Origin of the sequence: Streptomyces sp. P9-A4, from assembly GCF_036634195.1 — a bacterium.
Taxonomy (GTDB): domain Bacteria; phylum Actinomycetota; class Actinomycetes; order Streptomycetales; family Streptomycetaceae; genus Streptomyces.
Map to the genome: position 1 here is coordinate 1398940 of NZ_JAZIFY010000001.1, position 24513 is coordinate 1423452.

Here is a 24513-nt window from a genome sequence, read left to right on the forward strand (position 1 = left end):
GGTCGTTGTGGTCGGGACCTAGCGTGGGTCGGCGTGACGAACGTGCTGGTGGTGGACGACGACTTCATGGTCGCCAGACTGCACTGCCGCTATGTGTCGGCGGTGGCGGGCTTCACGGTGTCCGGGGTCGCGCACAGCGGCGCCGAGGCACTGCGGGCGGCGGAGCGGCTCCGGCCCGACCTGGTGCTGCTCGACGTCTTCCTGCCTGACATGGACGGCATCCGGGTGCTGCGGGAGCTGCGGGCGGCGGGCCTGGCCACGGACGCGCTGTTCATCACGGCGGCGCGGGACGTGGGCACGATCCGCGAGGCGCTGCGGGCGGGGGCGCTGCACTATCTGATCAAGCCGTTCAGCCAGGCGGCGCTGCACGAACAGCTCCGCCATGTCGCCTCGCTCCGCAGCCGCCTCGACGAACTGGACGAGGCCCGCCAGGAGGACGTCGACCAGATCTTCGGCACCCGCCCGCGCGGCTCCCGGGAACTCCCGAAGGGCCTCGCCGCCCACACCGCCGACCTGGTCGACTCGATCCTCCGCGCCCACCCGGAGGGCCTCTCGGCCACGGAATGCGCGGAAGCCGGCTCCCTCTCCCGCGTGAGCGCCCGCCGCTACCTGGAGTACTTCACGGAAACGGGCCGCGCGGAGGTGACACTGCGGTACGGAGGGACGGGGCGACCGGAGCGGCGGTACCGGCGGGTGGGGTGACGGGGGCTCCCGGCTCCGCCGTTCCTCAGCCGCTTCTTTCCTGCGCCTTAAAGCGGCCCTAAGGATCGTCACCTTCCCCTTCTCACGTGCGATTTCGTGGATTCGGGCGGCTAGTTTCCTGGGCAACCCCCCACCTCACCCTCGTGAAGGAGCTGTCCCCCCATGACCTCACGCCGTACGGCCGCAGCCGTCGCCACCGTCGCTCTGGCCCTCTCCGGGTTCGCCGCCGCCCCCGCTTTCGCTCACGGGTCGATGACCGATCCCGTGAGCCGGGTCTCGGCCTGTTACGCGGAGGGGCCCGAGGCGCCGAAGTCGGCGGCCTGCAAGGCGGCGGTGGCGGCCAGTGGGGCCCAGGCGTTCTACGACTGGAACGCGGTGAACATCGCCAACGCGGCCGGTCAGCACCGGCAGTTGATCCCGGACGGCAAGCTGTGCAGCGCCGGCAACGACAAGTACCGGGGGCTCGACCTGGCGCGGGCCGACTGGCCGGCGAGCCCGATGGCCTCCGGGGCGCACACCTTCCGCTACAAGGGGACGGCCCCGCATCGGGGTTCGTTCGCGCTGTATGTGACGAAGGACGGGTACGACCCGTCGAAGCCGCTGAAGTGGTCGGACCTGGAGGCGAAGCCGTTCGCGACGGTGACCGACCCGGGGATGCAGAGCGGTGACTACGTCTTCCGGGGGACGGTGCCGAAGAAGTCCGGCCGCCACCTGATCTACTCGATCTGGCAGCGCTCCGACTCCCCCGAGGCCTTCTACACCTGCTCGGACGTGGTGTTCGGGAAGGACAGCGGGGGTACGGCCCCGGCGCCGACCGCGTCCGCGCCGAGCGACCAGCAGATCGAGGACGGTCAGGACGAGTCCTCGGTCGAGCACGGCGGGCACGGGGACGGCGACGCCTCCACGGGTGCCGGGGAGACGGCCGCCGCCCCCGACGCGGGTGCGCCCGAGTCGCCCGGGTCCGCCCCGGAGTCCTCCGGGGCGCCCGCGTCGCAGTCGCCCAACGCGCCGGCTCCCGCGGCCGGTTCGGGTTCCGGTGTGGAGCTGGCCGAGACCGGTGGCGACGCCACCACCCCGTATCTCGCGGTCGGTGGCGCCGCCGTGCTGGCGGTCGGCGCGGCCGTGCTCTTCGGGACCACCCGCCGCCGCCGTACGCAGGGCTAGCCGGGTCAGCCGACCACCGACAGACAGGTGGTCGGGGTCGCGTGGGCCGGGTCGAGGGCGTTGGCCACCTCGTGGAAGGTGACCCGGTCCACGGTGCCGATCGCCACGTGCTCGGAGAGGTCGAGCGCGCACTTGTCCTGGATGAGGACGTTGGTGACGTTCGGGCCGGTCAGGAACTGGGAGCGGTAGGGGGTGACCACCTCGTCGTACTGGCTCGCGATGACGTGGTAGCGGACCCCCGGCACGGTGTCGCCGCCCTCGTTGAGCTTCGTGATGAAGGCCGAGCCGGCGATCTGGTCGGCGAGCCCCGGGGTGGTGGAGCTGATGACGTCCTCGGCCCCGGGGAAGTACGGGAGCAGTTCGGTGAGGCCGAGCAGGGTGGTGCCGTGGTTGTCGGGGGCGATCCCGACGAGCGTGTTCACCTTCTCGGCCCCGCCGAGGAACTTGAGGTACCAGCGCGGCATCATGCCGCCCTGGGAGTGTCCGACGAGGTCGGCCTCGGGGGCGCCGGTGGCGGCGAGGACCCGGTCGACGTAGGTGTCGAGCTGTCCGGCGGACGCGGCGATCGGGCCGAGCCCGTTGAAGAGGGGAACGCCAGGCAGCTGACCGTAGTCGAGCGAGAAGACGCAGTAGCCCCGGTTGACCAGGTACGGCGCGAGGGCCAGCCAGTTGTCGACGGAGTTCCCGAAGGTGCCGTGGACGAGGACGACGGGGCGCGGGTGCGCGGCGGACGGCTTGCAGGAGAAGTCGTTCCAGCCGCGGCCGGCGGTGTCGGCCTGGGCCGTGGCGGCGGTGGTCGGGGCGAGGGTGGCGGCGGCGGTCAGCAGCAGGACGGACAGCGCTCTGACGGCGTGCTTCCAGGGGGTCCGGGGCAGCATCGGGCGATCTCCTTGCGGCTCAAGGGGAAGGTGGGGGTACGCCCTGCGGTCCGGACCACAAGTGGGGATGGCGCGGTGGGGATGCGCTCCAGCCAAGCTACGCACGGGTAGCCTCGACTGGGAAGTTACGCGTCGGTAAAAACTGATGTGTCGTCACAACGCCCTGGTGGAGCGGCCGTCGACAGCCCGGAAGGGCGCCGGTGCGGCCGTCGGACGGCCGCCGGGCAGCCCTCGGACGACCCTCGGGCAGCTGCCAGCGAGCCCGGCAGGACGGCCCTGGGGCCGAATTTCGCCCGCGCCCGGTCCGCGACCGCCTCGATCCGCCGCGCCTTCTCGTCCGCCGGGTCCAGGGACAGCTGGTGCGCCGCGCCCTCCGCGCCCGTCAGGCCTTCCGCGCGCAGGGCGACGCCCCGCACCCGGGCCCGCTGGAGGCCGAAGGAGTCGTGGACGGCGTACGCGAGGGCGGTGAGCGCCGCCGAGTGGGCGGTGGGTTCGGGCAGGGTGCGGCTCCGGGTGGTCGTGGTCCGGTCCGCGTACCGCACGGTGACGGCGAGCGCGCGGCACACCTGGCCCTCCGTACGGAGCCGGGTGCCCAGTTCCCCGGCGAGCGAGAGGAGGGCCCGGCGCTGTTCCGTCCGGTCGGTCTCGTCGCGCGGGAAGGCACGTTCGACAGCGACGGACCGGGAGGCCGCGTGGGGGACGACGGGGGTGCGGTCGACGCCCCGGGCCCGCTCCCACAACTCACGGCCGGCCTTCGCGCCGACGAGCCGCTGGAGCACGGCGAGCGGGGCGTCCGCGACGCGGCCGACGGAGTCGAGTCCGTAGCCGCAGAGGGTACGGGCGGTGGCGCGGCCGACGCCGTCGAGCGCGACGACCGGCCGGTCGCGCAGGAAGGCGGCGGGGTCCTCGACGACCAGGGTGACTCCGGGCCTGGCCTCGTCGGCCGCCATCCGGGCCAGCATCGGGTTGGGCCCGGCGCCGATCACGCAGTCGACGCCGTACAGGGCGAGCGCCCTGACCCTGATCACGGAGGCCAGCTCGGCCGGGCCCCGGCCGAAGTAGCGCAGCGCACCGCGCACGTCGGCGAGTGCCTCGCGGGGCGGGGCGGCCTCGACGACGGGGGTGAACTCGCCGAGCAGGTCGACGAGCGGGGAGAAGAGGGCCTCTTCCCCTCCGGGGGGAGCGAGGGGAGCCGTGGGCCCGAGGCGGAACCGTACGCAGAGAATCATGCCGCCTCCCGCCTTCCCGTCCTCGTGCCTGTCCTTCCAGCCTAGGACATGTTCGAATATTTGTGCGAATGAATGACGGGCGCCCGTTCGGCGTCAACTGCGGTTGACATCGGGAGCCCTGTCAACGTACGTTGACACCATGACCGATGCGACCGATCTCGCCGCACGGGCCGGCGACCGCGACCCCCGGGTCGGGCTACGGGCCGTCTCCGCCCTGCGGCGTCTGCTGGAACAACTGGAAGCCGTCCAGGTGCGCGCCGCGCGCAACCAGGGCTGGTCGTGGCAGGAGATCGCGACCGAGCTGGGAGTCAGCCGACAGGCCGTCCACAAGAAGTACGGGAGGCAGTGATGTTCGAACGGTTCACGAAGGCCGCGCGCGCCGTGGTGAAGGGGGCGGTCGAGCACGCGGAGCGGGGCGGGGCGGCGGCCGTCACCCAGGAGCACCTGCTGCTGTCCCTGCTCGACCGGGAGGACACCCGGGCGGCGGACGCCCTGTGGACGCTGTGCCCGCCGGACCGCCGCGCGTCCCTGGTCGCCGACCTGGCCGACGCCCGGCGCCGGGCGGGACTGTCCCGGGCGGACACGGAGGCCCTGGCGGACCTCGGCATCGACGTCGGCGCGATCGTGGCGCGGGTGGAGGAGACCCACGGCGCGGGCGCGCTGGCCGGCGACCGGAAGGACTCCGGACGGCGGTCGGGCCGCCGCCCCTTCTCGCGGGAGGCCAAGACCGTCCTGGAGAAGTCCCTCCGGGTGGCGCTGGCCCGCGCGGACCGGGAGATCGGCGACGAGCACATCCTCCTGGCGCTCACCAGCACCGGCGGGGTCGTCGCGGAGGTCCTGGCCGACCACGGTGTGACGTACGCGTCCGTCGACACGGCGGTACTGCCGTCCGGCCACCGCGCCTGACCGCGCGCCGCACCGCACAACGGCCGGCGCCAGAGGCCAAGGTCGGAGGCCGAGGTCGGAGGCCGGTGTCAGTGCCCCCTGCCAGACTGCTCCGCATGTCTCTCTCCGCACTCACGCTCGACCAGTGGCGGTCCCTCGACCTGCCGTCCGCACGCCGTGTCGCCCACGAGGCCGCGGAGTCGGTCGGCGGCCGAGTGACCTCCGTCGAGACCGTGGAGCACCTCGACGCCCCGCTGCACCGCGTCCGGATCGAGCGGAGCGCCCAGGAGTTCGCCCTGATACCCGGCGGCACGGTGACGCTCGGGTTCGACCCCGACACCTGGCGGCCGACGCCCGAGCAGGCAGCCGACTACGCGGAGAGCCTGGACCAGGGCTTCGGCTTCGGTCCCGATCTCCGGGCCCACCTCGCCCAGGTCCTCAGCCCGCGCCGGACCGTCACGCTGGCCACGGTGCTCATGGGCGTGGAGGACGAGAGCCTGACCGGGCCGCCCGCCGGCATCCCGGCCGCGCTCGCGGCCCGCGGTCTGCGGATGCCGAGCGCGGACGAGTGGGAGCACGCCTGCGGGGCCGGCTCCACGACCCTGTTCCGCTGGGGCGACGACTGCCCCCTCGACCGCACCCCCTACGAGCACCCGGAGGGACCGCAGACCCGGCCGAACGCCTTCGGCCTGCGCATCGCCCACGACACCTACAGCGCGGAACTGACCAGCGACACCACCGCCGTCCACGGCGGGGACGGCGGCGAGTCGGTCTGCGGCGGCTACGGCACCCTGCTGGGGTGGCTGCCCCTGGCGACCGCCAACCGCAATCCCTTCATGGCCGAGTTCGTGTACGGCCCGGACGGCGAGGACCTCTGCGAGGACTTCTCCACCCGTCCCGTGCTCACCCTCTGAGCCCGCGTCACCCCGCGCTCCCCGGGCTGCTGTGCCACAGCTTCCTTCCGCCCGGCATCCCCTTGGGGACCCCTTCGCCGGCCGGCTTCAGGTCGGCCCAGGGGTTCATCTCGTAACCGGTGGACAGGGTGATGCGACGGCCGGAGTCGCCCTTCCCCCCGGCCGTCGCGGACTCGGTCGAAGCGGACCCAGCGGGCTCGGGCGCCGGCTCGGCGAGCAGGTCCCCCACCGCGCCCAGGCCGCCGGACGCCCGTAGTTCGACGAGGTCGGCGAGGTTCCAGGCGGCGGCGCCGACCACGCTGACGCTGCGCGGGCCGCGCCGCTGCACCACACCCCTGACCAGGAGCAGCCAGGAGTGGAAGACGGTGTGGGCGCAGCGCTCGTGGGCGTCGTCGAAGAAGGCGAGGTCGACCAGGCCGGTCCCGTCGTCGAGGGTGGTGAAGATGACCCGTTTCCCGGAGCGGATCGGTGGGGTCTGGGTGGCGGCCTTGGCGCCGGCGACGAGGACGGTGCGGCCGTGGGGGGTCTCGCGGAGGCGCTGTGCGGAGACGACGCCGAGTTCGCGGAGGAAGGCGTGGTGGTCGTCCATGAGGTGGCGGGAGGCGTCCATGCCGAGGATGCCGAGTTCGGCGCTGAGGCGTTCCGTCTCGTCGAGGTCGGGCAGTCCGACGGGGGCGGTCTTCCCGCCCTGGGCGAGCGGGAGCTGTCCGCCGTGGGAGGCGGCTCCCCGGTGGACGCGCCGGAGTTCGGTCAGATGGAGGAGGAGGTCGCGGCGGTTGGCGCCGAAGGCGTCGAGCGCGCCGACCTGGGCGAGCCGTTCGGCGACGGGGGTGCGGGGGCGGGCCCGTTCCCAGAAGTCGAGGAGGGAGGTGTAGGGCTGTCCGGCCTCGATGCGGGCGCTCTCGGTCTCGCCGATGCCGTGGACGTCGGTCAGGCCGAGCCGGAGTCCCCACACCGCAGGGTTCTCGGACACCAGTTCGATACGGTGGGCGACCGCCGACCGGTTCACATCGAGCGGCAGCACCGGCACCCCGCGCCGCCGCGCGTCCGCGAGCAGCAGCCGCTTGGGGTACATGCCGGGGTCGTGGGTGAGCAGCCCGGCGTAGAAGGCGGCCGGGTGGTGGGCCTTGAGCCAGGCCGACTGGTACGTCGGTACGGCGAAGGCCACCGCGTGCGCCTTGCAGAAGCCGTACGAGCCGAAGGCCGCCACGATCTCCCAGGTGCGGGCGACGACCTCGTCCCCGTACCCGCGCTCCGAGGCCCGCCGGGTGAACCAGAGCTCGATCCGGCCCTGTGACCCGGCGTCCGAGAGTCCGCGCCTGACCTGGTCGGCCTCGGCCCGGTCGCAGCCGGTCATGATCCGTACGATCTCGATGATCTGCTCGTGGAAGACGACCACGCCGTACGTCTCCCGCAGCGTCTCCGCCAGGTCGGGGTGCGGGAAGCGGACGGGCGCGCGGCCGTGCCGGGCCTCGATGAAGGGGCGGACCATGTCGGCGGCGACCGGGCCCGGCCGGAAGAGCGAGATGTCGACGACGAGGTCGTGGAAGGTCGCGGGCTGGAGCCTGCCGACCAGGTCGCGCTGGCCGGGCGACTCGATCTGGAAGCAGCCGAGGGTCTCGGTGGAGCGGATGAGGCGGTATGTCTCGGGGTCGCCCTCCGGGACCGCGTCGATGTCCGGGCGGGTGCCGGTGGCCCGCTCGACCTCGGCGACGGCGTGGGCCATCGCGGACTGCATCCGCACCCCGAGGACGTCGAGCTTGAGCAGCCCGAGGTCCTCCACGTCCTCCTTGTCGAACTGGGACATGGGGAACCCTTCGCCGCTGGTGGGGACGACGGGGGTACGGGTGAGCAGCGAGGCGTCCGAGAGCAGGACCCCGCAGGGGTGCATGGCGGTGCCCCGGGGCAGCGCGTCGAGGGCCTCGACCAGCTCCCAGAGCTTTCCGTACTTCTGCTTCTCGCCCGCGAGTGCGCGCAGTTCGGGCAGTTCGTCGAGGGCGGCGAGCGCATCCCGGGCGCGGATGTGCGGGAAGGCCTTGGCGATCCGGTCGGTCTCGGCGGGGTCCATGGAGAGGGCGGCGCCCACGTCGCGTACGGCGTGCCGGACCCGGTAGGTCTCGGGCATGGCGACGGTGGCGACGCGGGCGGTGCCGAAGCGGTCGATGATCGCCCGGTAGACCTCCAGGCGGCGGGCGGACTCCACGTCGATGTCGATGTCGGGCAGGGCGGTGCGGCGCTTGGAGAGGAAGCGTTCCATCAGCAGGCCGTGCTCGACCGGGTCGGCGTGCGCGATGCCGAGGAGGTGGTTGACGAGGGAGCCGGCGCCGGAGCCGCGGGCGGCGACCCGGATGCCCATGCCCCGCACGTCGTCGACGACCTGGGCGACCGTCAGGAAGTAGGTGGCGAACTGGTGGTGGGCGATGATGTCCAGCTCGCGGTGCATCCGGTCCCAGTAGGCACCCCGTTTCTCGTACCCCTTCAGGACCATGCCGGCGGCGGCCCGGGAGGCGAGGACGCGCTGTGCGGTGCGGTGTCCGGCGCCGACGAGGCGCGCTTCGGGGAAGTGCGCGGAGCCGATGCCGAGGTCGTCCTCGGGGTCGACCAGGCAGGCGGCGGCGACCGCTTCGGTCTGTTCGAGGAGCCGGTGGGCGGTGTCCCGGCGAAAGCCGGCGGCCTCGACGGTCCGTTCGGCGGCGGCCCGCATGCCTTCGGCGCCCTCGGACCCCCCGGAGCCCTTGGGCCCTCTGGTGCCTTCGAGCCCCTTGAGCCAGGCCTCGCCGCTGTCGAGTTCCTTGCGGGGGTCGACGGGGACGAGCCGGCGGGCGGAGTCGAGGACGTCGGCCACCGGGCCCTGGCCGGGGTCGGCGTAGCGGACGGCGTTGCCGAGGACGGGCCGGATGCCCTGTTCGGCGGCGAAGCCGACGGTACGGGCGGCGAGCCGCAGGGAGCCGGGCCCGGTGCCGGTGCGGCCGTGGTCGACGGCCATGAGGCGCAGGGCGTCGCCGTACCGCTCGCGCCAGGGGGCGAGCAGCCGGGCGGCCCGGTCGGGGCGTCCTGCGGCGAGGGCGCGGCCGATGTCGGAGGCGGGGCCGAGCAGCACGAACACGTCGCCGTGGAGGGCGGACCAGGGCAGCAGGGGCCGGCCCCCTCCCCCGGCGTGGGCGGCGGTGACCATCGCGCAGAGGGAGGCCCAGCCGGTGCGGGAGCGGGCGAGGAAGACGGCCCGGGGTGCGGACTCGTCGATGAACGCGCCGCCCCGGACGGGCGCCCGGCGCACGTCCTGCGGGCCGCCGGCCGGGCCCCGCGCCGCCGGTTCGTACGCCAGGTCGACGCCGAACAGGGGGCGGACGCCCTCCTTCTCGCAGGCCTTCGCGAAGCGGATCGTGCCCGCGAGGGTGTCGCGGTCGGTCAGGGCGAGCGCGTCCAGGCCACGGGCGGCGGCGCGGGCGGCCAGCCGTTCGGGGTGGGAGGCGCCGTAGCGCAGGGAGTAGCCCGACGCGGTGTGCAGGTGCGTGAATCCCGGCATGGCTCGCCTCACCGCACTCTCACATCGAATTCGTACGTACGTTCCCACCCCCTTGTTCCTCACCTTAGCCCATTTCGAACGTTCGTACGATAAGCGAGACGGGCCGCCCTCCCGACGGCCCCAGGTTCAGCCATTCGGGCGTGTCCCACCTGCGCAAACGCCTCCCGGCCCGGAACCTGGGGGGCATGAGTCTCGTCGATGAACTGAAAAGCGCCGTCACCCCCAGAGCCGCCCTGCTGGTCGTCGGCGTCTTCGCCCTCCAGCTGCTGTTCATCACCTCGTACGTCGGAGCCCTGCACCACCCCAAGCCGACGGACGTCCCCTTCGGTGTCGTCGCACCGCAGCCGGTCGCCGAGCGGCTCGTCGGACAGCTGGAGAAGCTGCCCGGAGACCCGCTCGACCCCCGTACGGTCACCGACGAGGCCGAGGCCCGGAAGCAGATCCTGAACCGGGACATCGACGGCGCCCTGCTCGTCAACCCCGGCCGCACCGACACCCTGCTCGTCGCCTCCGGCGGCGGCACCGTGCTCTCCTCCGCCCTGGAGACGATCTTCACCAAGGTGGAGGCCACCCAGCAGCGCACCGTACTGACGATCGACGTGGCCCCCGCGTCGCCGGAGGACTTCGACGGACTCTCGGCCTTCTACCTCGTGGTGGGCTGGTGCGTCGGCGGCTACATCTGCGCGGCGATCCTGGCGATCAGCGCCGGTTCGCGGCCGGCCAACCGGGAGCGGGCGATCATCCGGCTCGGGGTGCTCGCGCTCTACGCGGCGCTCGGCGGCCTCGGCGGCGCGATCATCGTCGGCCCGATCCTGGGCGCGCTGCCCGGCAGCATCGCGGCCCTGTGGGGCCTGGGCACCCTGGTGGTCTTCGCCGTCGGCGCCGCCACCCTCGCCCTCCAGTCGGTCTTCGGGATCGTCGGCATCGGCCTGGCGATCCTGCTGATCGTCGTCGCGGGCAACCCCAGCGCGGGCGGCGCCTTCCCGCTGCCGATGCTGCCTCCGTTCTGGAAGGCGATCGGCCCCGCCCTGCCACCGGGCGCGGGCACCTGGGCGGCGCGCTCGATCGCCTACTTCAAGGGCAACGACATGACCGCCTCGATGCTGGTGCTCTCGGCCTGGGCGGTCGTCGGCACGGTGGTCACCCTGGTGATGTCCTCGCTGAAGCGGAAGCCGGAGGCGGAGCCGATCGCCTCGGAGGTGGGCGAGGCCAAGGCCTGAGACGCACGACGAGGGGCCCCCGTCGCGGCGGGGGCCCCTCGTCGTGTGCGCGGGCTACTTGCCGTAGTACGCCCGGGTCATCAGTTCCTTCATGTCGTCGATCATCGGCATCCGGGGGTTGGCCGGGGCGCACTGGTCGGCGTAGGCGTTCATCGCCTGCTGCGGCAGGGCCGCCAGGAAGGCCGCCTCGTCGACGCCCTCCTCCTGGAAGGAGGCGGGGATGCCGCACCGGGTGCGCAGTTCCTCGACCGCTCGGGCGTAGGACTCCACGCCCTCCTCCGGGGTCGCGGCCGGCAGCCCCAGCATCCGCGCGATCTCCTGGAACCGCTCCGGGGCCCGGTAGACCTCGGCCTTCGGCCACGGCACGGCCTTGTGGGTGACGGTGCCGTTGTGGCGGATCACGTGCGGGAGCAGCAGCGCGTTGGTGCGGCCGTGGGCGACGTGGAAGGTGTTGCCGAGGGTGTGGGCCATGGCGTGGACCAGGCCGAGGAAGGCGTTGGCGAAGGCCATGCCGGCGATGGTGGACGCGTTGTGCATCTTCTCGCGGGCCTCGGGCGCCTCGGCGCCCTCCGTCACACAGGTCTCCAGGTTCTGGAAGATCAGCTTGATCGCCTGGAGGCACTGGCCGTCGGTGAAGTCGTTCGCGTAGGCGGAGACGTAGGCCTCGGTGGCGTGGGTCAGGGCGTCGAAGCCGGAGTCGGCGGTGACCGTGGCCGGGAGGTTCAGCGGGAGGACCGGGTCGACGATGGCGACGTCCGGGGTGAGCGCGTAGTCCGCCAGCGGGTACTTCCGCGCGGCCTCCGGGTCGGAGATCACCGCGAAGGGGGTGACCTCGCTGCCGGTGCCCGAGGTGGTCGGGACCGCGACGAGCCGGGCCTTCTTCCCGAGCTGCGGGAAGCGGTAGGCGCGCTTGCGGATGTCGAAGAACTTCTCCTTGGTGTCCGCGAACTCGACCTCGGGCCGCTCGTACATCAGCCACATGATCTTCGCCGCGTCCATCGGGGAGCCGCCGCCGAGGGCGACGATGGTGTCCGGGCGGAACTCCCGCATGGCGGCGGCGCCGGCCTGCACGGTGGCGAGCTCCGGGTTGGGCTCGACGGAGTCGATGACCTGGATGGTGACCGGCTCCTCGCGTCCGTTGAGGATGTCGGTGACCTTCTGGACGAAGCCGATCTCCCCCATGGTCCGGTCGGTGACGATCGTGACCCTCTTCAGGCCCTCCATCTCGCCGAGGTAGCGGATGGCGTTGCGCTCGAAGTAGATCTTCGGCGGCACCTTGTACCACTGCATGTTGGTGTTGCGCCGTCCGATCCGCTTGACGTTGACGAGGTTGACCGCGGTGACGTTGTCGGACACGGAGTTGTGGCCGTACGAGCCGCAGCCGAGGGTGAGCGAGGGGAGGAAGGCGTTGTAGACGTCGCCGATGCCGCCGAAGGTGGAGGGGGCGTTGACGATGACGCGGACCGCCTTGACCCGCTTGCCGAACTCCTCGGCCAGCGCCTCGTCCTCGGTGTGGATGGCGGCGCTGTGGCCGAGGCCGTGGAACTCGACCATACGGGCGGAGAGGTCGAGGCCGTGCTCGGTGGATTCGGCCCTGAGGGCGGCCAGGACCGGGGAGAGCTTCTCGCGGGTGAGCGGTTCGGCCTCGCCGACCTCGGCGCATTCGGCGAGGAGGATCGAGGTGTCCTCGGGGACCTCGAAGCCGGCCTGCTCCGCGATCCAGTGCGGGGACCTGCCGACGACGGCCGCGTTGAGCTTGGCGCCGCCGCAGTTGGTGGCGTAGGCGGTGGTGCCGAAGACGTACTCCTCCAGCTTGGTCTTCTCGGCGGCGGTGACGACATGGGCGCCGAGCCGCTCGAACTCCGCGATGCCCTCGCCGTACACCTCCTCGTCGAGGATCACGGCCTGCTCGGAGGCGCAGATCATGCCGTTGTCGAAGGCCTTGGAGAGCACGATGTCGTGGATCGCGCGCTGGAGCCTGCCGCTCCTGGTGACATAGGCGGGGACGTTGCCGGCGCCGACGCCGAGGGCGGGCTTGCCGCACGAGTAGGCGGCCTTGACCATCGCGTTCCCGCCGGTGGCGAGGATGGTGGAGACGCCCTCGTGGTTCATCAGGAGGCCGGTGGCCTCCATGGAGGGCTCCTCGATCCACTGCACGCAGGCGGCGGGCGCACCGGCGGCGACGGCCGCGTCGCGGACGATCCGGGCGGCCTCGGCCGAGCAGTTCTGCGCGGAGGGGTGGAAGGCGAAGACGATCGGGTTACGGGTCTTGAGGGCGATCAGCGCCTTGAAGACCGTGGTCGAGGTGGGGTTGGTGACGGGGGTCATCGCGCAGACCACACCGACGGGCTCGGCGATCTCGGTGATGCCGTTCAGCTCGTCGCGGCGGATGACTCCGGCGGTCTTCAGGCCGGCCATCGAGTGGGTGACGTGCTCGCAGGCGAACAGGTTCTTGACGGCCTTGTCCTCGAAGAGTCCGCGCCCGGTCTCCTCGACGGCGAGCTTCGCCAGCTCGCCGTGGGCGCTCAGCGCGGCGAGCGAGGCCTTCTTGACGATGTGGTCGACCTGCTCCTGGTCGAAGGTCTCGAACCGGTCGAGCGCCCCGAGGGCTTCCCGCACCAGTCCGTCCACCATCTCCTTGGCCTCCATGGCAGGCACTCCTTCTTCGGTCCCTTTGTCTCTGATGTCTCCATTCGACACCCGGTGACCTGCGAGAAGGGGCGGTAAAGGGCCTGCGGGGAGGGGCCGGAAGTCCTCTTGCGAATGCATTCGCAAGAGGACTTCCGGCCGGGTGGGGCCTAGTACACGCTGACCCCGTACGCGCTCAGCGCCTCCGTCACGGGCTGGAAGAACGTCGTCCCGCCCGAGGAGCAGTTGCCGCTGCCGCCGGAGGTGAGGCCGATGGCGCGGCTGCCCGAGTAGAGCGGGCCGCCGGAGTCGCCGGGCTCGGCGCAGACGTTGGTCTGGATCATGCCGTAGACGATGTCGCCGCCGCCGTAGTTCACGGTGGCGTTCAGGCCGGTCACGGAGCCGCTGTGAATGCCGGTCGTGGAGCCGCGACGGGTGACGGACATGCCGACGGTGGCGTTGGCGGCGCTGGTGATGTCGACGCTGCCGACCGTGCCGGACTTGGTCACCGAGCTGTTGGTGTAGCGCACGATGCCGTAGTCGTTGGTCGGGAAGCTCGACCCGGCCGTGGAGCCGAGCACGGTGGCGCGGCCCGAGTCGGAGTACCAGGTGCCCGCGCCGTCGGTGCAGTGGCCGGCGGTGAGGAAGTAGTAGTTCCCCGCGCTGTCCTTGACGTTGAACCCGAGCGAGCAGCGCCAGCCGCTCGTGTAGATCGCGTCGCCGCCGGAGATCAGCTTGTTGAAGGTGCCGGGGGTGCGTTCGATGCGCAAGGCGCCCGCGTTGGCTCCGGCCTGCCGCTTGATCTTCGCGATCTCGGCCGGGGAGACGGTGGAGTCCGCGGTGACGACCACCGCGCCGGTGGCGGTGTCGACCCGCCAGGCGGTGCCGGCCACATCGGCGGCGAGTACGGCGTCGCCCGCCGCGGAGAGCTGGGTGGCGCTGAACGTCTGCGCGGAGTCGGCGTTCGCGGTGGGGACGGCGAGCGCCGCGGCGGCGGCGAGTCCTGCGGTGACGGCGAGCAGCCGGATCGTTCTCGTGGGGGTGGTGCGCATGGTCCTCACTTCTCGTTCCTCCCGAGGGGAATCGGGGGCCCGCCGTGGGGTGCCGGGCCCGTGAGGCGCGGCCCGGGGGCCGGCGCTGTGGGGGAGTCTCGGGCCGTACGACTTCACGCCGCAAGGGCGCATTTCGGCCGTGCGGCCATCAACTCCCCAGTAAATCAAGGGACTTGATGGTCCGATCGCCGGATCAGTACAGGCTCACCTTGTACTTGGCGAGCGCCTCGGGCACCGGCTGGAAAAACGTGGTGCCGCCGGTGGAGCAGTTGCCGCTGCCGCCCGAGGTGATGCCGAGCGCCTTGGTGCCGTCGTAGAGCGCGCCGCCGGAGTCGCCGGGCTCGGCGCAGACATCGGTCTGGATCATGCCTCGGACGGTGCCGCCGCCGGAGTAGTGGACGGTGGCGTCGAGGCCGGTGACCGTGCCGCCGTGGGTGCCGGTGGTGGAGCCGGAGCGCTTGACGGACTCCCCCACGTAGGCGTCGGCCGCGCTGAAGCCTCCGGTGTGGCTCAGCGAGGCGTTGTCGTAGCGGACGAGCGCGTAGTCGTTGCCGGGGAAGCTGGACCCGACGGTGGCGCCGATCAGGGTGGACTGCGCGGAGTTGGTGTACCAGGTGTTCGCGATGTTGCCGCAGTGGCCGGCGGTGAGGAAGTAGTACGTGCTCCCGCTGCGTACGTTGAAGCCGAGCGAGCAGCGGTAGCCGCCGCCGTAGATGGCGTCGCCCGCGCCGAGCAGGGGCTTGAAGACGCCGGGGGTGCGCTGGACGCGGAGAGCTCCGGCGTCGGCGCCGGCCGCCGCGCGGATCTTCGCGATCCCCTCCTCGGTGACGGTGGCGTCGGCGGTGACGACGACCCGGCCGGCCGCTCTGTCCACGTACCAGGCGGTGCCGCCGACCCCGGCGGCGTCGACGGCGGCGTCGGCGCGGGCGAGCTGCGCCGCCGCGGCCGGGCCGGGGACGGGGGCGGCCTGGGCGCCGGGAAGTCCGATGGCCGTCACGGCCGCGATGCCGGCGGCGAGGGCGAGCAGACGGGTGCGGGTGTTCCTCACTGTGCTCCTCACAATTCTCCTTCTGGGAAAAGCGGAGGGGCCCGTGGGTGACGGGCCCGTGAGGCGCCATCAGGTGTCGTGTCCCTGACATGCACCGCCAGCGATAGTGGCCCCCTCGGAGCGGACGCACAAGACCGCGGGACGGACGGGTGCCCCCGGCCGTCGCGGCCGGGGGCACCCGTCATCCGTAGCTCTGACACCGCGTCCCAGGTCAGGAGGGGAGCAGCAGCCGCTCCCCCGCCGCCACGGCGGTGTCGAGCGTGTTCCCCGGGGGCGGGAAGGGACAGATGAAGTGGTCCGCGAAGGCGCACGGGGGCAGCAGCGCGCGGTTGAGATCCACGGTCACCGAACCGTCCGCCGCCGGGGCCGCCGGGCGCAGGAACCGGAAGCGGTAGCTGTCCCGGCCGCTGGTGGCGTCCGCGAAGACCGCCCACAGCGAGCCGTCCTCCTCGACGGCCACCTGGAGGGTGTGCTCGCCGCCGTGCAGCTCGAAGACCAGCTCTCCGGCCAGCCCGAGGCCGCGCTCGACGCCGTCGGCGTTCTCCACCCGCACGCTGCGGGTCTCCCCGTACGGGCGGTAGACGCCGGGCACCACCCAGCGCTCGTCGTACGGGGTGGCCTCGATGCCCCGGAAGGCGGCGCGGGCCTCGGAGCCGGGGTCGAAGTCCCGTACCGCCCAGTGCCCTTCCCGCCGCAGCACCACGAGCCGCCGGCCCGCCGACTCGACCCGGGACTCGTGGATCGGGCCGTGGTCGGCGCCGAGCCCGACCGTGCCGGCGAGGGGCTTGCCGTCGACGGTGACCCCGTCCTCGGCGCGGGCACTGAGGAGCACCTCGTCACCGTCCTCCCGCCACTCCCCCGGAACGGCCGGAATTCGCCCCTCCGGGTAGTCCGAGAGCCAGTGGGTGCCCGTGAGGGAGAGCGGGCCGTACGAGGAGGAGACCGCGGCCTCCCGCTGTTCGTGCCAGTGCTGCCAGTCCTGCCGGTGATCCGTACTCATGGTGCTCAACCCTTCCATACGGGCCCGGGAAGCCCGAGGTGCGACCGCAGCGTCGTGCCCGAGTACTCCGTACGGAAGACCCCGCGCTCCTGGAGCAGTGGGACGACCCGGTCGACGAAGCCGTCGAGGCCGCCCGGGGTGAGGTGCGGGACCAGGATGAAGCCGTCGGCGGCGTCCTCGGCGACGAACTCCTCCAGGGCCGCCGCCACCGTCGCCGGGCTGCCGACGAAGGACTGGCGGCTGGAGGACTCGATGACCGTCTGACGGATCGACAGCCCCTTGGCCTCGGAGAGCGCCCGCCACCTCCGGGCCACCGCCACCGGGTCGGCGACCCTCACCCGGCCCTGGACCAGCGCCGATTCGGGGTCGGGGTCGATCTCCGGGAGCGGTCCGTCGGGGTCGTGGCCGGACAGGTCGCGGCCCCAGATCTGCTCCAGGGCGAGGATCGCGTTCTGCGGGGAGACCTGCTGCCGACGGATCTCGGCGGCATGCTCCCGCGCCTCGGCGTCGGTGTCCCCGAGGACGTACGTCACGCCCGGCATGATCTTCAGGTCGCCGGGCCGCCTCCCGTACCGGGCGAGCCGCCCCTTGACGTCGGCGTAGAAGTCCCGGCCCGCCTCCAGGGTCGAATGGCGGGTGAAGATCACGTCGGCGCCCGAGGCGGCGAACTCCCGGCCCTCGGCGGAGTCCCCGGCCTGGATGACGACCGGGTGCCCCTGCGGGGAGCGCGGGACGGTGAACACGCCCTCGATCCCGAACTGCGGCCCGCTGTGCGCGAAGGGCCGCCGCTCGCCGTCCGGGGTCCAGGAGTCCCACAGCTCGCGGGCGGTGGCGAGGAACTCGGCGGCCCGGGTGTACCGGTCGGCGCGGTCCAGATAGCCGCCGCGGCGGAAGTTCTCGCCGGTGAAGGCGTCCGAGGAGGTGACGACGTTCCAGGCGGCCCGGCCCGCGCTGAGGTGGTCGAGCGAGGCGAGCCGGCGGGCCAGTTCGTACGGTTCGTTGAAGGTGGCGTTGACCGTGGCGGCCAGACCGAGCCGGTCGGTGACGGCCGCGAGCGCGTTGAGGACGGTGATCGACTCGGGCCGGCCGACGACGTCCAGGTCGTGGACCCGCCCCGCGTGCTCGCGCAGCCGCAGCCCCTCGGCCAGGAAGAAGAAGTCGAACAGGCCGCGCTCGGCGGTCCTGGCCAGGTGCTCGAAGGAGGAGAAGTCGATCTGCGAACCGGAGCACGGATCGGCCCAGACGGTGGTGGAGTTGACGCCGGGGAAGTGCGCGGCGAGGTGGATCTGCTTCCTGTCCCGGCTCATGCGGTCGCTCCCGTCGTCGCGTACTGGCTGACCGGCCGGGCGAGTCCCAGATGGTCGCGGAGGGTGGTTCCCTCGTGGGCCGTACGGAAGAGGCCCCGGTCCACGAGCCGGCGCACGGTGTCGCCGGTGAACCGCTCCAGGTCCCGTTCGGGGACGGCCGGCACGAGGTGGAAGCCGTCGACCGCGCCGCCGCCGTGCCAGCCGGCGATCAGCTCGGCGAGCGCCCCCGGCCCGCCCTCGTACGCGTCGAGGTCGACGGTCTCCGAGAGCAGGACGCGCAGCTGCCCGGGGTCCCGGCCGTGGGCGCGGGCCCCCTCCCGCAGTTCGGCGCGGAGGGCGGCGGCCTCCTCGGCGGAGGAGGCGCGGATCAGGACCACGTCGGCGTGGCGGGCGGCGGTGTCCCGGGCGGCCGGGCGGGTGGCGTCGACGACGGTCACCGGGTTGCCCTGCGGGGGCCGGGGGACGATCGAGGGGCCCTTGACCGAGAAGGTCGCGCCCTGGAAGTCCACGTGGTGGAGCTTGCGGCGGTCGACGAACCGGCCGGTCGCCACGTCCCGTATCTCGGCGTCGTCCTCCCAGCTGTCCCACAGCTTCCGGGAGACCTCGGCGACCTCGCCCGCCTCCTGCCACAGCTCGGCGGTCGGCGGGGCCGGCCTGCGGCCGAAGAGCCGGGCCTCGGCCCCGGTCGGGGAGACCTCGATCCGCCAGCCCGCCCGGCCCCGGCTCACCCAGTCGAGGGTGGCGACGGCGGCCTGGACGTGGAAGGGCTCGGTGTGGGTGGTGGTCACGGTCGGTACGAGGCCGACGGAGCGGGTCTCGGGGGCGACCCGGGCGAGGACGGCGAGCGCGTCGAGGCCGGGCCGGCCGAAGGAGTCGTCGTGGGTGAGGAAGTCGAGCGCGGCCGTGTCGGCGAGCCGGGCGAGGGCGACCGTACGGGCGGTGGTGTCCGGGCCGGGCTCGGCCCCGCCGGAGCCCGGGGCGAGCTCGGCGGCGAGGTGGAGTGGCCGGGTGCTGGTGGTCATGCGGTCTCTCTCGAAGCAGGTGAGGGCGGGTCGGTTCTCGGTACGGGCAGCCGGAGAGGGGCAGTTCTCGGTGCGGGGCAGGCCGGGGTGGTCGGTTCTCGGCGCGGGACGGACCGGAGAGGGTCAGTTCTCGGTACGGGCAGCCCGGAGAGGGTCAGTTCTCGGTGCGGGGCAGGCCGGGCGGGTTGATCTCCGACTTCGTCACGGCCTCGGTGCTCAGGCCCCAGCGCTTGAGGACCTGGGCGTAGGTGCCGTTCTCGACGAGGTGGTCGATCGCCGCCGCGTAGGCGGCGACGAGGCCGCTGTCCTTCTTCGTGGTGGCCGCGATCTTGCCCTGGAGTCCGGCGCCCGCTCCGGAGAACTTCCCGACGGACTCGGTCTGTCCGGCGGAGTTCACGTGGTGGGCGACGGAGGGGTTGGGGCCGAGGTAGCCGTCGATCCGGCCCGACTGGAGGGCGAGGTAGTAGTCGGTGGTGTTGTCGTAGTACTTGATGTCGACGCCCTTGCGGCCGGCCTTCTCGTTCTGCCGGGACCAGTCGACGAGGATCTTCTCCTGGTTGGTGCCCGAGCCGACCGCGATCCGCTTGCCCGACACGTCCTCGGGGCCCTTCACCGTCCAGCCGGAGCCCTTCTTCGCCTCGAAGGCGAGGTCGTCGAGGCGGTAGGTGGCGAAGTCGTACTTGTCCTTGCGCTCCTCGGTGACGGTGACGTTGGAGAAGACGGCGTCGAACTTGCCGCTGTCCAGGCCGACGAAGAGGTTCTCCCAGGAGACCGGCTCGAACTGGGGCTTCAGCCCGAGGGTGTCGGCGACGAGGACGGCCAGGTCGAGTTCGACGCCGATCAGCGTCTTGTCGTCGGTGGCGCGGAAGGTGAGCGGCGGGTTGCTCTTGGCGGAGACGCCGAGGATCAGGGTGCCTCTCTTGCGGACGGCCTCGGGAAGCTTGCCGGCGATGGCGTCGACGGCGGCGGTGCGGACGCGCTTCTGGTCCGGGCCCACGTTGATGCCGGTGTCCTTCTGGCCCTCCGGCTTGATCTCGTTGACGGCGGCGTCACCCGCGCCGCAGGCGGTGAGGACCCCGAGGGCGGTGAGCGAGGCGAGGGCGGTGAGGACGGTGCGACGGGTCTTCATGGCGGTACTCCTGTGCACGAGAGAGAGGGAGAGACGGAGAGAGGGGGTCAGAGGACCTTGGAGAGGAAGGCGCGGGTGCGTTCGTGGCGCGGCCGGTCGAGGACCTCGGCCGGCGGGCCCTGTTCGACGATCCGGCCCTCGTCCATGAAGACCACCGTGTCGGCCACCTCGCGGGCGAAGCCGATCTCATGGGTGACGACGATCATGGTGGTGCCGGAGGCGGCCAGGTCCTTGATGACGTCGAGGACCTCGCCGACGAGTTCCGGGTCGAGCGCGGAGGTCGGCTCGTCGAAGAGCAGCAGGCCGGGTTCGAGGGCGAGCGCGCGGGCGATGGCGACCCGCTGCTGCTGTCCGCCGGAGAGCTGCTTGGGGTACGCCCGCGCCTTGTCGGCCAGTCCGACGCGGGTCAGCAGCTTCAGGGCCGCGGCCTCGGCGTCCTCGCGGCGGCGCCTGAGCGCCGAGACGGGGGCCTCGACGATGTTCTCCAGGACCGTGAGGTGCGGGAAGAGGTGGAAGTTCTGGAAGACGAAGCCGATCCGGGTGCGCTGCTTGAGGATGTCCCGCTCGCGCAGCTCGTACAGCTTGTTCCCGGAGCGGCGGTAGCCGACGAGGGTGCCGTCGACGCTGACGGTGCCGCTGTCGACCTTCTCCAGGTGGTTGATGGTCCGCAGCAGGGTGGACTTGCCGGAGCCGGAGGGGCCGAGGACGACGGTGACCTCGCCGGCCCGGACGTCGAGGTCGATGCCGCGCAGGACGTGGAGCGCGCCGAAGTGCTTGTGGACGGACCGGATCTCGACCTTGGCGGTGGTGGTGGCCGGATCGGCCGGGGCGGTGGTGACGGAGCTCATCGGACGCTCCCCTTCGCGTAGTGGCGTTCGACGTAGTGCTGGACGACGGAGAGCGCGGTGGTGAGCAGGACGTACCAGGCGGTGGCGACCATCAGCAGCGGGACGACCCGCCCGTTGCGGCCGTAGACGACCTGGACCTGGTAGAAGAGTTCGCCGATCGCCATGACGGAGACGATCGAGGTGCCCTTGAAGAGCGAGATGATCTCGTTGGCGGCGTTGGGCAGGATCGAGCGCATCGCCTGCGGGAGCACGATCCGCCGGACCTGCCGGAGCCTCGGGATGCCGAGGGAGGCCGCCGCCTCCGACTGGCCCCCGTCCACGGCGAGTACACCGCCGCGGACGATCTCCGCCGCGTAGGCCGCCTGGTGCAGGGCGAGGCCGAGGACGGCCGCGCTCATCTCGCCGACCAGGCCCATGGTGTCGAAGCTGAGGAAGCTCGGCCCGAAGGGGACGCCGATGCTCAGTTCCTTGTAGAGGTAGGCGAGGTTGAACCAGAAGAGCAGCTGGACGATGAGCGGGATGGAGCGGAAGGCCCAGATGTAGCCGAAGGCGACCGACCGCAGGAACGGGCTGGCGGAGAGGCGCATGAAGGCGAGCACGATGCCGATCGCGAAGCCGAGCGCGGTGCCGTAGAAGGTGAGCTGGAGGGTGACCCAGACGGCCCGGAGGACCGTCTCGGTGGTGAAGAAGGCGGCGAAGACGCCCCATTCCCAGCCGGGGTTGGTGACCAGCCCGTGGGCGAACTGGACGAGCAGGACGGCGGTGACGACGACGGCCACCCAGCGCCAGGGGTGGCGCACGGGGACGACCACCGGATCGGCCGGTGCCGGCGGCAGGGGCGGGGCGGCGGGTTCCTTCCCGACCGGGCGGGTGGCGGGCGGATCGCTGGTGAGAGACATGGCGGTTCCTCGGAAGGGACTCGGGGGGAGCGGGAGACGCGGCGCGGGAGGTGCCGGGCCGGAGCTACGACGCGGGGGTCAGGGCGCCCGGCAGGGCCGGGGGCCGACACTCCGGGGCGCGCAGGAAGCCCAGCGCGGCCCGTGCCGTGATGTCGTTCTGCCGGAAGACGATTCCGCCGGTACGGGGCCGGGTGAAGGCGCTGTCGGTGCGGACGCTGGTGTGCGGTCCGAGGGCGAAGCGGCGGGGGTGGGGGCGTCCGTCGTGCTCCAGGAGCCGGCCGTCGACGGGGTCGACGACGAGGCGGCCGCCGGCGGTGGCGCGGATCCCCTCCTCGTACAGGCCGCGCAGCAGCGGGCTGCCGGTGTGTTCGAGGGTGGGGTCGGGGATGCGGGCCTCGACGAGGGCGCGGGCCTCGGTCCACTCCCCCGGTACGGCGGCGGACGCGGCCCGGAAGAGGCCGCGTTCCTCGTCGGTCTCGACGGTGATCCGCGGACCGAGGAAGCGGACGACGCCGGCCCGGGAGAGCGCGAGGAGCCGGCGCAGCCGGGGGCCGGGCGGTCCGGAGGCGAGGTAGCTGAAGAAGCCGTGCCACCAGGCGCCGGGGTCGACGTGCTTGCCGAGGCGCAGGAGCTGGCCGTAGACGGAGAGCAGCCCTGCGAAGACGGCGGCGTCGGAGCTGTGGGCGGGGTCGTGGCGGCGGGCCAGGTCCTCGGTGATGTAGTCGCGCAGACCGTGCTGGAGGGCTTCGGCGGATTCGTAGCGGAGGCCGTCCAGGGGGTGGTCGAGGGCGTCCAGGTCGAGCCGGTCGGCGGGGTCGGGGACGGCGGCGGCGACGACCGCGGCGAGTTCGGCCCCGCGCGGCGGCGCCGCCTCGTAGGCCCGCTCGAAGTCCTCCCAGGCGAGGGCGGTCCGCTCGGGGTGGGTGGAGAAGAGCCGGTGGTAGTGGGCCCAGCCGAGTTCCTTGTCGATGAGCGGCCACACGTCGCGGCGGAAGTCGACCGGCCCGCCGCGGGCGAGCAGGGCGCCGGTCTGCTCGGGGCCGAAGAAGCGGGGCAGCGGGGGCCGTTCGCCGTCGAGCTCGTAGCCGATCTTGGAGTGGTACGGGACTCCCCGCCGCGAGCCGACGTGCAGCACGGGCTCCTTGCCCGAGGGCACGTAGACGAGTGCGTCGCCCTCGCCCTCGTACCGGCCGCCGCGGCCCTCGGTGAGCAGCACCATCAGGTCGACGAAGGCGAGGCCGAAGCCCCGGACGAGGACGGGTTCGCCTGCGGGCAGGGCGTCCAGGTCGGTGTCGGCGGTGAAGTCGGGCGGCAGGTGGACGAGCCGGTGGCGGGCGGCGAACTCGGCCAGGTCCCGCTGCTCGGCGTCCGGCCGGGCGTCGACGTGGCCGACGGTGAGGACCACGAGGTCGGCGAGGAGCGGCACGGCCTCGCCGTCCAGCCAGACCCGCTGGTGTCCCTCGCGGGGGCCGCCGATCCGCAGGGCGGTGGTGCGGTGTTCGTGGACGGTGACGGAGGGGGGCAGTGCGTCGCGGGCCCGCTCGTACACCCAGCGCAGATAGGCGCCCTGCTGGGGGCGGGTGGGGAAGGCGCGGCCGTCGATGCCGGCCCAGGCGGCGAGGGTGGGTCCCGGGCGGACGGGTCCCGCCAGGTCCACGGTCTCGTCGGTGAACATCGTGACGTCCCCGGCGCGGGAGTTCATCCAGAGCAGCGGGGACTGCTCGGTGCGCCAGATGCGGCCGGGTCCCGCCGGGTGCGGGTCGACGAGGTGGATGTCGAGGGGGGCGTCGCCGTACAGCTCGGGCAGGTTGGCGGCGAGCCGTTCGAGGAGGCCGGTCCCGCGCGGTCCGGCGCCGACTATCACGATCGAGGGGCGGCGGCTCATCGCGCACCGGCCGTTCCGCGGGCGTAGTGCCGCTCGACGTAGTGCTGGCCGAGGCCGAGGACCGAGGTGACGGCGACGTACCAGAGGGTGGCGACCAGGAGCAGCGGGATGATCTCGTACGTGCGGTGGTAGACGAGCTGGGTCGAGTAGAGCAGGTCCTGGACCGCGATGACGGAGACGATCGAGGTGCCCTTGAGGGTGCCGATCAGCATGTTCCCCGCGGGCGGGACGATGGCGCGCATGGCCTGGGGCAGCACGATCCGGGAGAGCCGGCGCCACCGGCCGAGGCCGAGGGACTGGGCGGCCTCGATCTGGCCCCGGTCGACGGAGAGGATGCCGCCGCGCACGACCTCGGCGGCGTAGGCGGCCTCGTGCAGGGTGAGGCCGATGACGGCGACGGAGACGGGGCCGAGGAGGTTGACCGTGTTCACGCCGAGGATCTGCGGGTAGAGCGCCCCGATGTTGAACCAGAACAGCAGCTGGACCAGGATCGGGGTGGATCTGAAGAACCAGACGTATCCCCAGCTCACCGCCCGTAGCACGGGGTTGGCGGAGAGTCTGAGCACGGCGAGCAGGGTGCCGAGGACGAAGCCCAGGGCCATCACGAGGGCGGTCAGCCACAGGGTGAGCCCGAGGCCGCGCAGGACGGACGCGGAGGTGAAGTACTGCGCGACGACGTCCCATTGGAAGGCCTTGTTGCGGACGACCGAGACGAGGCCGAGCGCGAGCAGGGCGAGGACGAGGGCCGCGGTGGTCCACTGCCCGATGCGGCGGGCGGGGACGACCCGGAGGGGTGTCGGTGCGGCCGGCGGGGCCGTGGAGGGGGCTTTGACGAGGGTCGCGGACATGCGGACGCTCCGTGGATGCCAGAGGGCGGATCGAACACGGGGGTGCGCCTTCACACGCTGAGCCGCGGACCCTGGCCCCTCAGCCCGATCCGCCCTTCGAGGCTATGCGGTCAACACGCCCCGCTGTCAAGGGTGTCCGCACTGTGAGCCGTACGTCTCATCGCGGTTGACGCGGGAACGGATGCCTGTTCCACTGGGGCCATGCATCCGCAGCAGCTGGTCACGCGCTCCCACATCGACTTCGGTCGCGTGTGGTCCTCTTCCTGTTGAGCCGACCTCCCGCTCTGCCCGTTGCACCCTGCCCGCGTGCTGTTTTCCGCGGCGCCTTC

General features: G+C 72.5%; 20 protein-coding genes. 6 read left to right on the forward strand and 14 right to left on the reverse strand.

Translation table 11 applies throughout. From position 1 onward, the window contains the following. Positions 1–33: 33 nt before the first annotated feature. Complete coding sequence (locus tag V4Y03_RS06255) at positions 34–702, forward strand: response regulator (protein WP_332434274.1); 669 nt, start codon at positions 34–36, stop codon at positions 700–702. A 162-nt stretch (positions 703–864) separates the two neighbouring features. After that, positions 865–1866 carry a lytic polysaccharide monooxygenase auxiliary activity family 9 protein gene (locus V4Y03_RS06260; RefSeq protein WP_332434275.1) on the forward strand — a complete coding sequence of 334 codons (1002 nt, stop codon included), beginning with the start codon at positions 865–867 and terminating at the stop codon, positions 1864–1866. A gap of 5 nt (positions 1867–1871) precedes the next feature. Here V4Y03_RS06260 and V4Y03_RS06265 read toward each other — a convergent pair whose 3' ends face one another. Both V4Y03_RS06265 and V4Y03_RS06270 read right to left on the reverse strand, forming a co-directional pair. After that, entirely contained in the window at positions 1872–2744 is an 873-nt protein-coding gene (locus V4Y03_RS06265) for an esterase/lipase family protein (protein ID WP_332434276.1), read from the reverse strand. Positions 2745–2869: 125 nt separating this feature from the next. After that, positions 2870–3973, reverse strand: coding sequence for a DNA polymerase Y family protein (locus V4Y03_RS06270; protein ID WP_332434277.1), 1104 nt, complete (start codon positions 3971–3973; stop codon positions 2870–2872). 139 nt (positions 3974–4112) lie between these two features. Here V4Y03_RS06270 and V4Y03_RS06275 point away from each other — a divergent pair, with 139 nt between their 5' ends. The 3 genes from V4Y03_RS06275 to V4Y03_RS06285 all read left to right on the forward strand — a co-directional run bounded on the left by V4Y03_RS06275 (position 4113) and on the right by V4Y03_RS06285 (position 5772). Next, positions 4113–4322, forward strand: coding sequence for a helix-turn-helix domain-containing protein (locus V4Y03_RS06275; protein ID WP_317875982.1), 210 nt, complete (start codon positions 4113–4115; stop codon positions 4320–4322). Further along, positions 4322–4879, forward strand: a complete 558-nt coding sequence (locus V4Y03_RS06280) for a Clp protease N-terminal domain-containing protein (RefSeq protein ID WP_332434278.1) — start codon at positions 4322–4324, stop codon at positions 4877–4879. The genes V4Y03_RS06275 and V4Y03_RS06280 overlap by 1 nt, the downstream gene beginning before the upstream one ends. A 95-nt stretch (positions 4880–4974) precedes the next feature. Beyond that, positions 4975–5772, forward strand: coding sequence for a hypothetical protein (locus tag V4Y03_RS06285; protein ID WP_332434279.1), 798 nt, complete (start codon positions 4975–4977; stop codon positions 5770–5772). A gap of 7 nt (positions 5773–5779) precedes the next feature. On the opposite strand, the gene V4Y03_RS06290 is transcribed toward V4Y03_RS06285, so the two are convergent. Then, a complete protein-coding gene (locus V4Y03_RS06290; protein ID WP_332434280.1) occupies positions 5780–9298 on the reverse strand; it encodes a DNA polymerase III subunit alpha in 3519 nt (1172 codons plus the stop codon). Between the two features lie 185 nt (positions 9299–9483). On the opposite strand from V4Y03_RS06290, the gene V4Y03_RS06295 reads away from it, so the two are divergent. Further along, positions 9484–10518 (forward strand): DUF3533 domain-containing protein, encoded by a 1035-nt coding sequence (locus V4Y03_RS06295; protein WP_317877871.1) that lies wholly within the window; start codon positions 9484–9486, stop codon positions 10516–10518. Between the two features lie 54 nt (positions 10519–10572). Here the strand turns inward: V4Y03_RS06295 and adhE are convergent, their stop codons facing one another. The 11 genes from adhE to V4Y03_RS06350 all read right to left on the reverse strand — a co-directional run bounded on the left by adhE (position 10573) and on the right by V4Y03_RS06350 (position 24184). Further along, complete coding sequence (adhE, locus tag V4Y03_RS06300) at positions 10573–13167, reverse strand: bifunctional acetaldehyde-CoA/alcohol dehydrogenase (protein WP_332434281.1); 2595 nt, start codon at positions 13165–13167, stop codon at positions 10573–10575. A 149-nt stretch (positions 13168–13316) separates the two neighbouring features. Further along, positions 13317–14198 (reverse strand): S1 family peptidase, encoded by an 882-nt coding sequence (locus V4Y03_RS06305; protein WP_317877869.1) that lies wholly within the window; start codon positions 14196–14198, stop codon positions 13317–13319. 193 nt (positions 14199–14391) lie between these two features. Next, positions 14392–15258, reverse strand: a complete 867-nt coding sequence (locus V4Y03_RS06310) for a S1 family peptidase (protein ID WP_332434282.1) — start codon at positions 15256–15258, stop codon at positions 14392–14394. Positions 15259–15457: 199 nt separating this feature from the next. Beyond that, positions 15458–16246, reverse strand: a complete 789-nt coding sequence (locus V4Y03_RS06315) for a DUF1684 domain-containing protein (RefSeq protein ID WP_317876666.1) — start codon at positions 16244–16246, stop codon at positions 15458–15460. A 5-nt stretch (positions 16247–16251) separates the two neighbouring features. After that, positions 16252–17553: an NtaA/DmoA family FMN-dependent monooxygenase gene (locus V4Y03_RS06320; RefSeq protein ID WP_332434283.1), complete on the reverse strand. Its 1302-nt coding sequence runs from the start codon at positions 17551–17553 to the stop codon at positions 16252–16254. Next, positions 17550–18575 carry an LLM class flavin-dependent oxidoreductase gene (locus V4Y03_RS06325; RefSeq protein WP_332434284.1) on the reverse strand — a complete coding sequence of 342 codons (1026 nt, stop codon included), beginning with the start codon at positions 18573–18575 and terminating at the stop codon, positions 17550–17552. The genes V4Y03_RS06320 and V4Y03_RS06325 overlap by 4 nt, the downstream gene beginning before the upstream one ends. 154 nt (positions 18576–18729) lie before the next feature. Then, the gene (locus V4Y03_RS06330; protein WP_317876663.1) at positions 18730–19704 is read right to left on the reverse strand and encodes an ABC transporter substrate-binding protein; all 975 of its coding nucleotides are present in this window, start codon (positions 19702–19704) and stop codon (positions 18730–18732) included. Between the two features lie 47 nt (positions 19705–19751). After that, the gene (locus tag V4Y03_RS06335) at positions 19752–20552 is read right to left on the reverse strand and encodes an amino acid ABC transporter ATP-binding protein (RefSeq protein WP_332434285.1); all 801 of its coding nucleotides are present in this window, start codon (positions 20550–20552) and stop codon (positions 19752–19754) included. Then, positions 20549–21451 carry an amino acid ABC transporter permease gene (locus V4Y03_RS06340; RefSeq protein WP_332434286.1) on the reverse strand — a complete coding sequence of 301 codons (903 nt, stop codon included), beginning with the start codon at positions 21449–21451 and terminating at the stop codon, positions 20549–20551. Before V4Y03_RS06340 ends, V4Y03_RS06335 begins: the two co-directional genes overlap by 4 nt. A gap of 64 nt (positions 21452–21515) precedes the next feature. Then, positions 21516–23336, reverse strand: a complete 1821-nt coding sequence (locus tag V4Y03_RS06345; protein WP_332434287.1) for an FAD/NAD(P)-binding protein — start codon at positions 23334–23336, stop codon at positions 21516–21518. Continuing rightward, positions 23333–24184, reverse strand: a complete 852-nt coding sequence (locus V4Y03_RS06350) for an amino acid ABC transporter permease (RefSeq protein ID WP_317876659.1) — start codon at positions 24182–24184, stop codon at positions 23333–23335. Before V4Y03_RS06350 ends, V4Y03_RS06345 begins: the two co-directional genes overlap by 4 nt. Between the last annotated feature and the right edge of the window lie 329 nt (positions 24185–24513).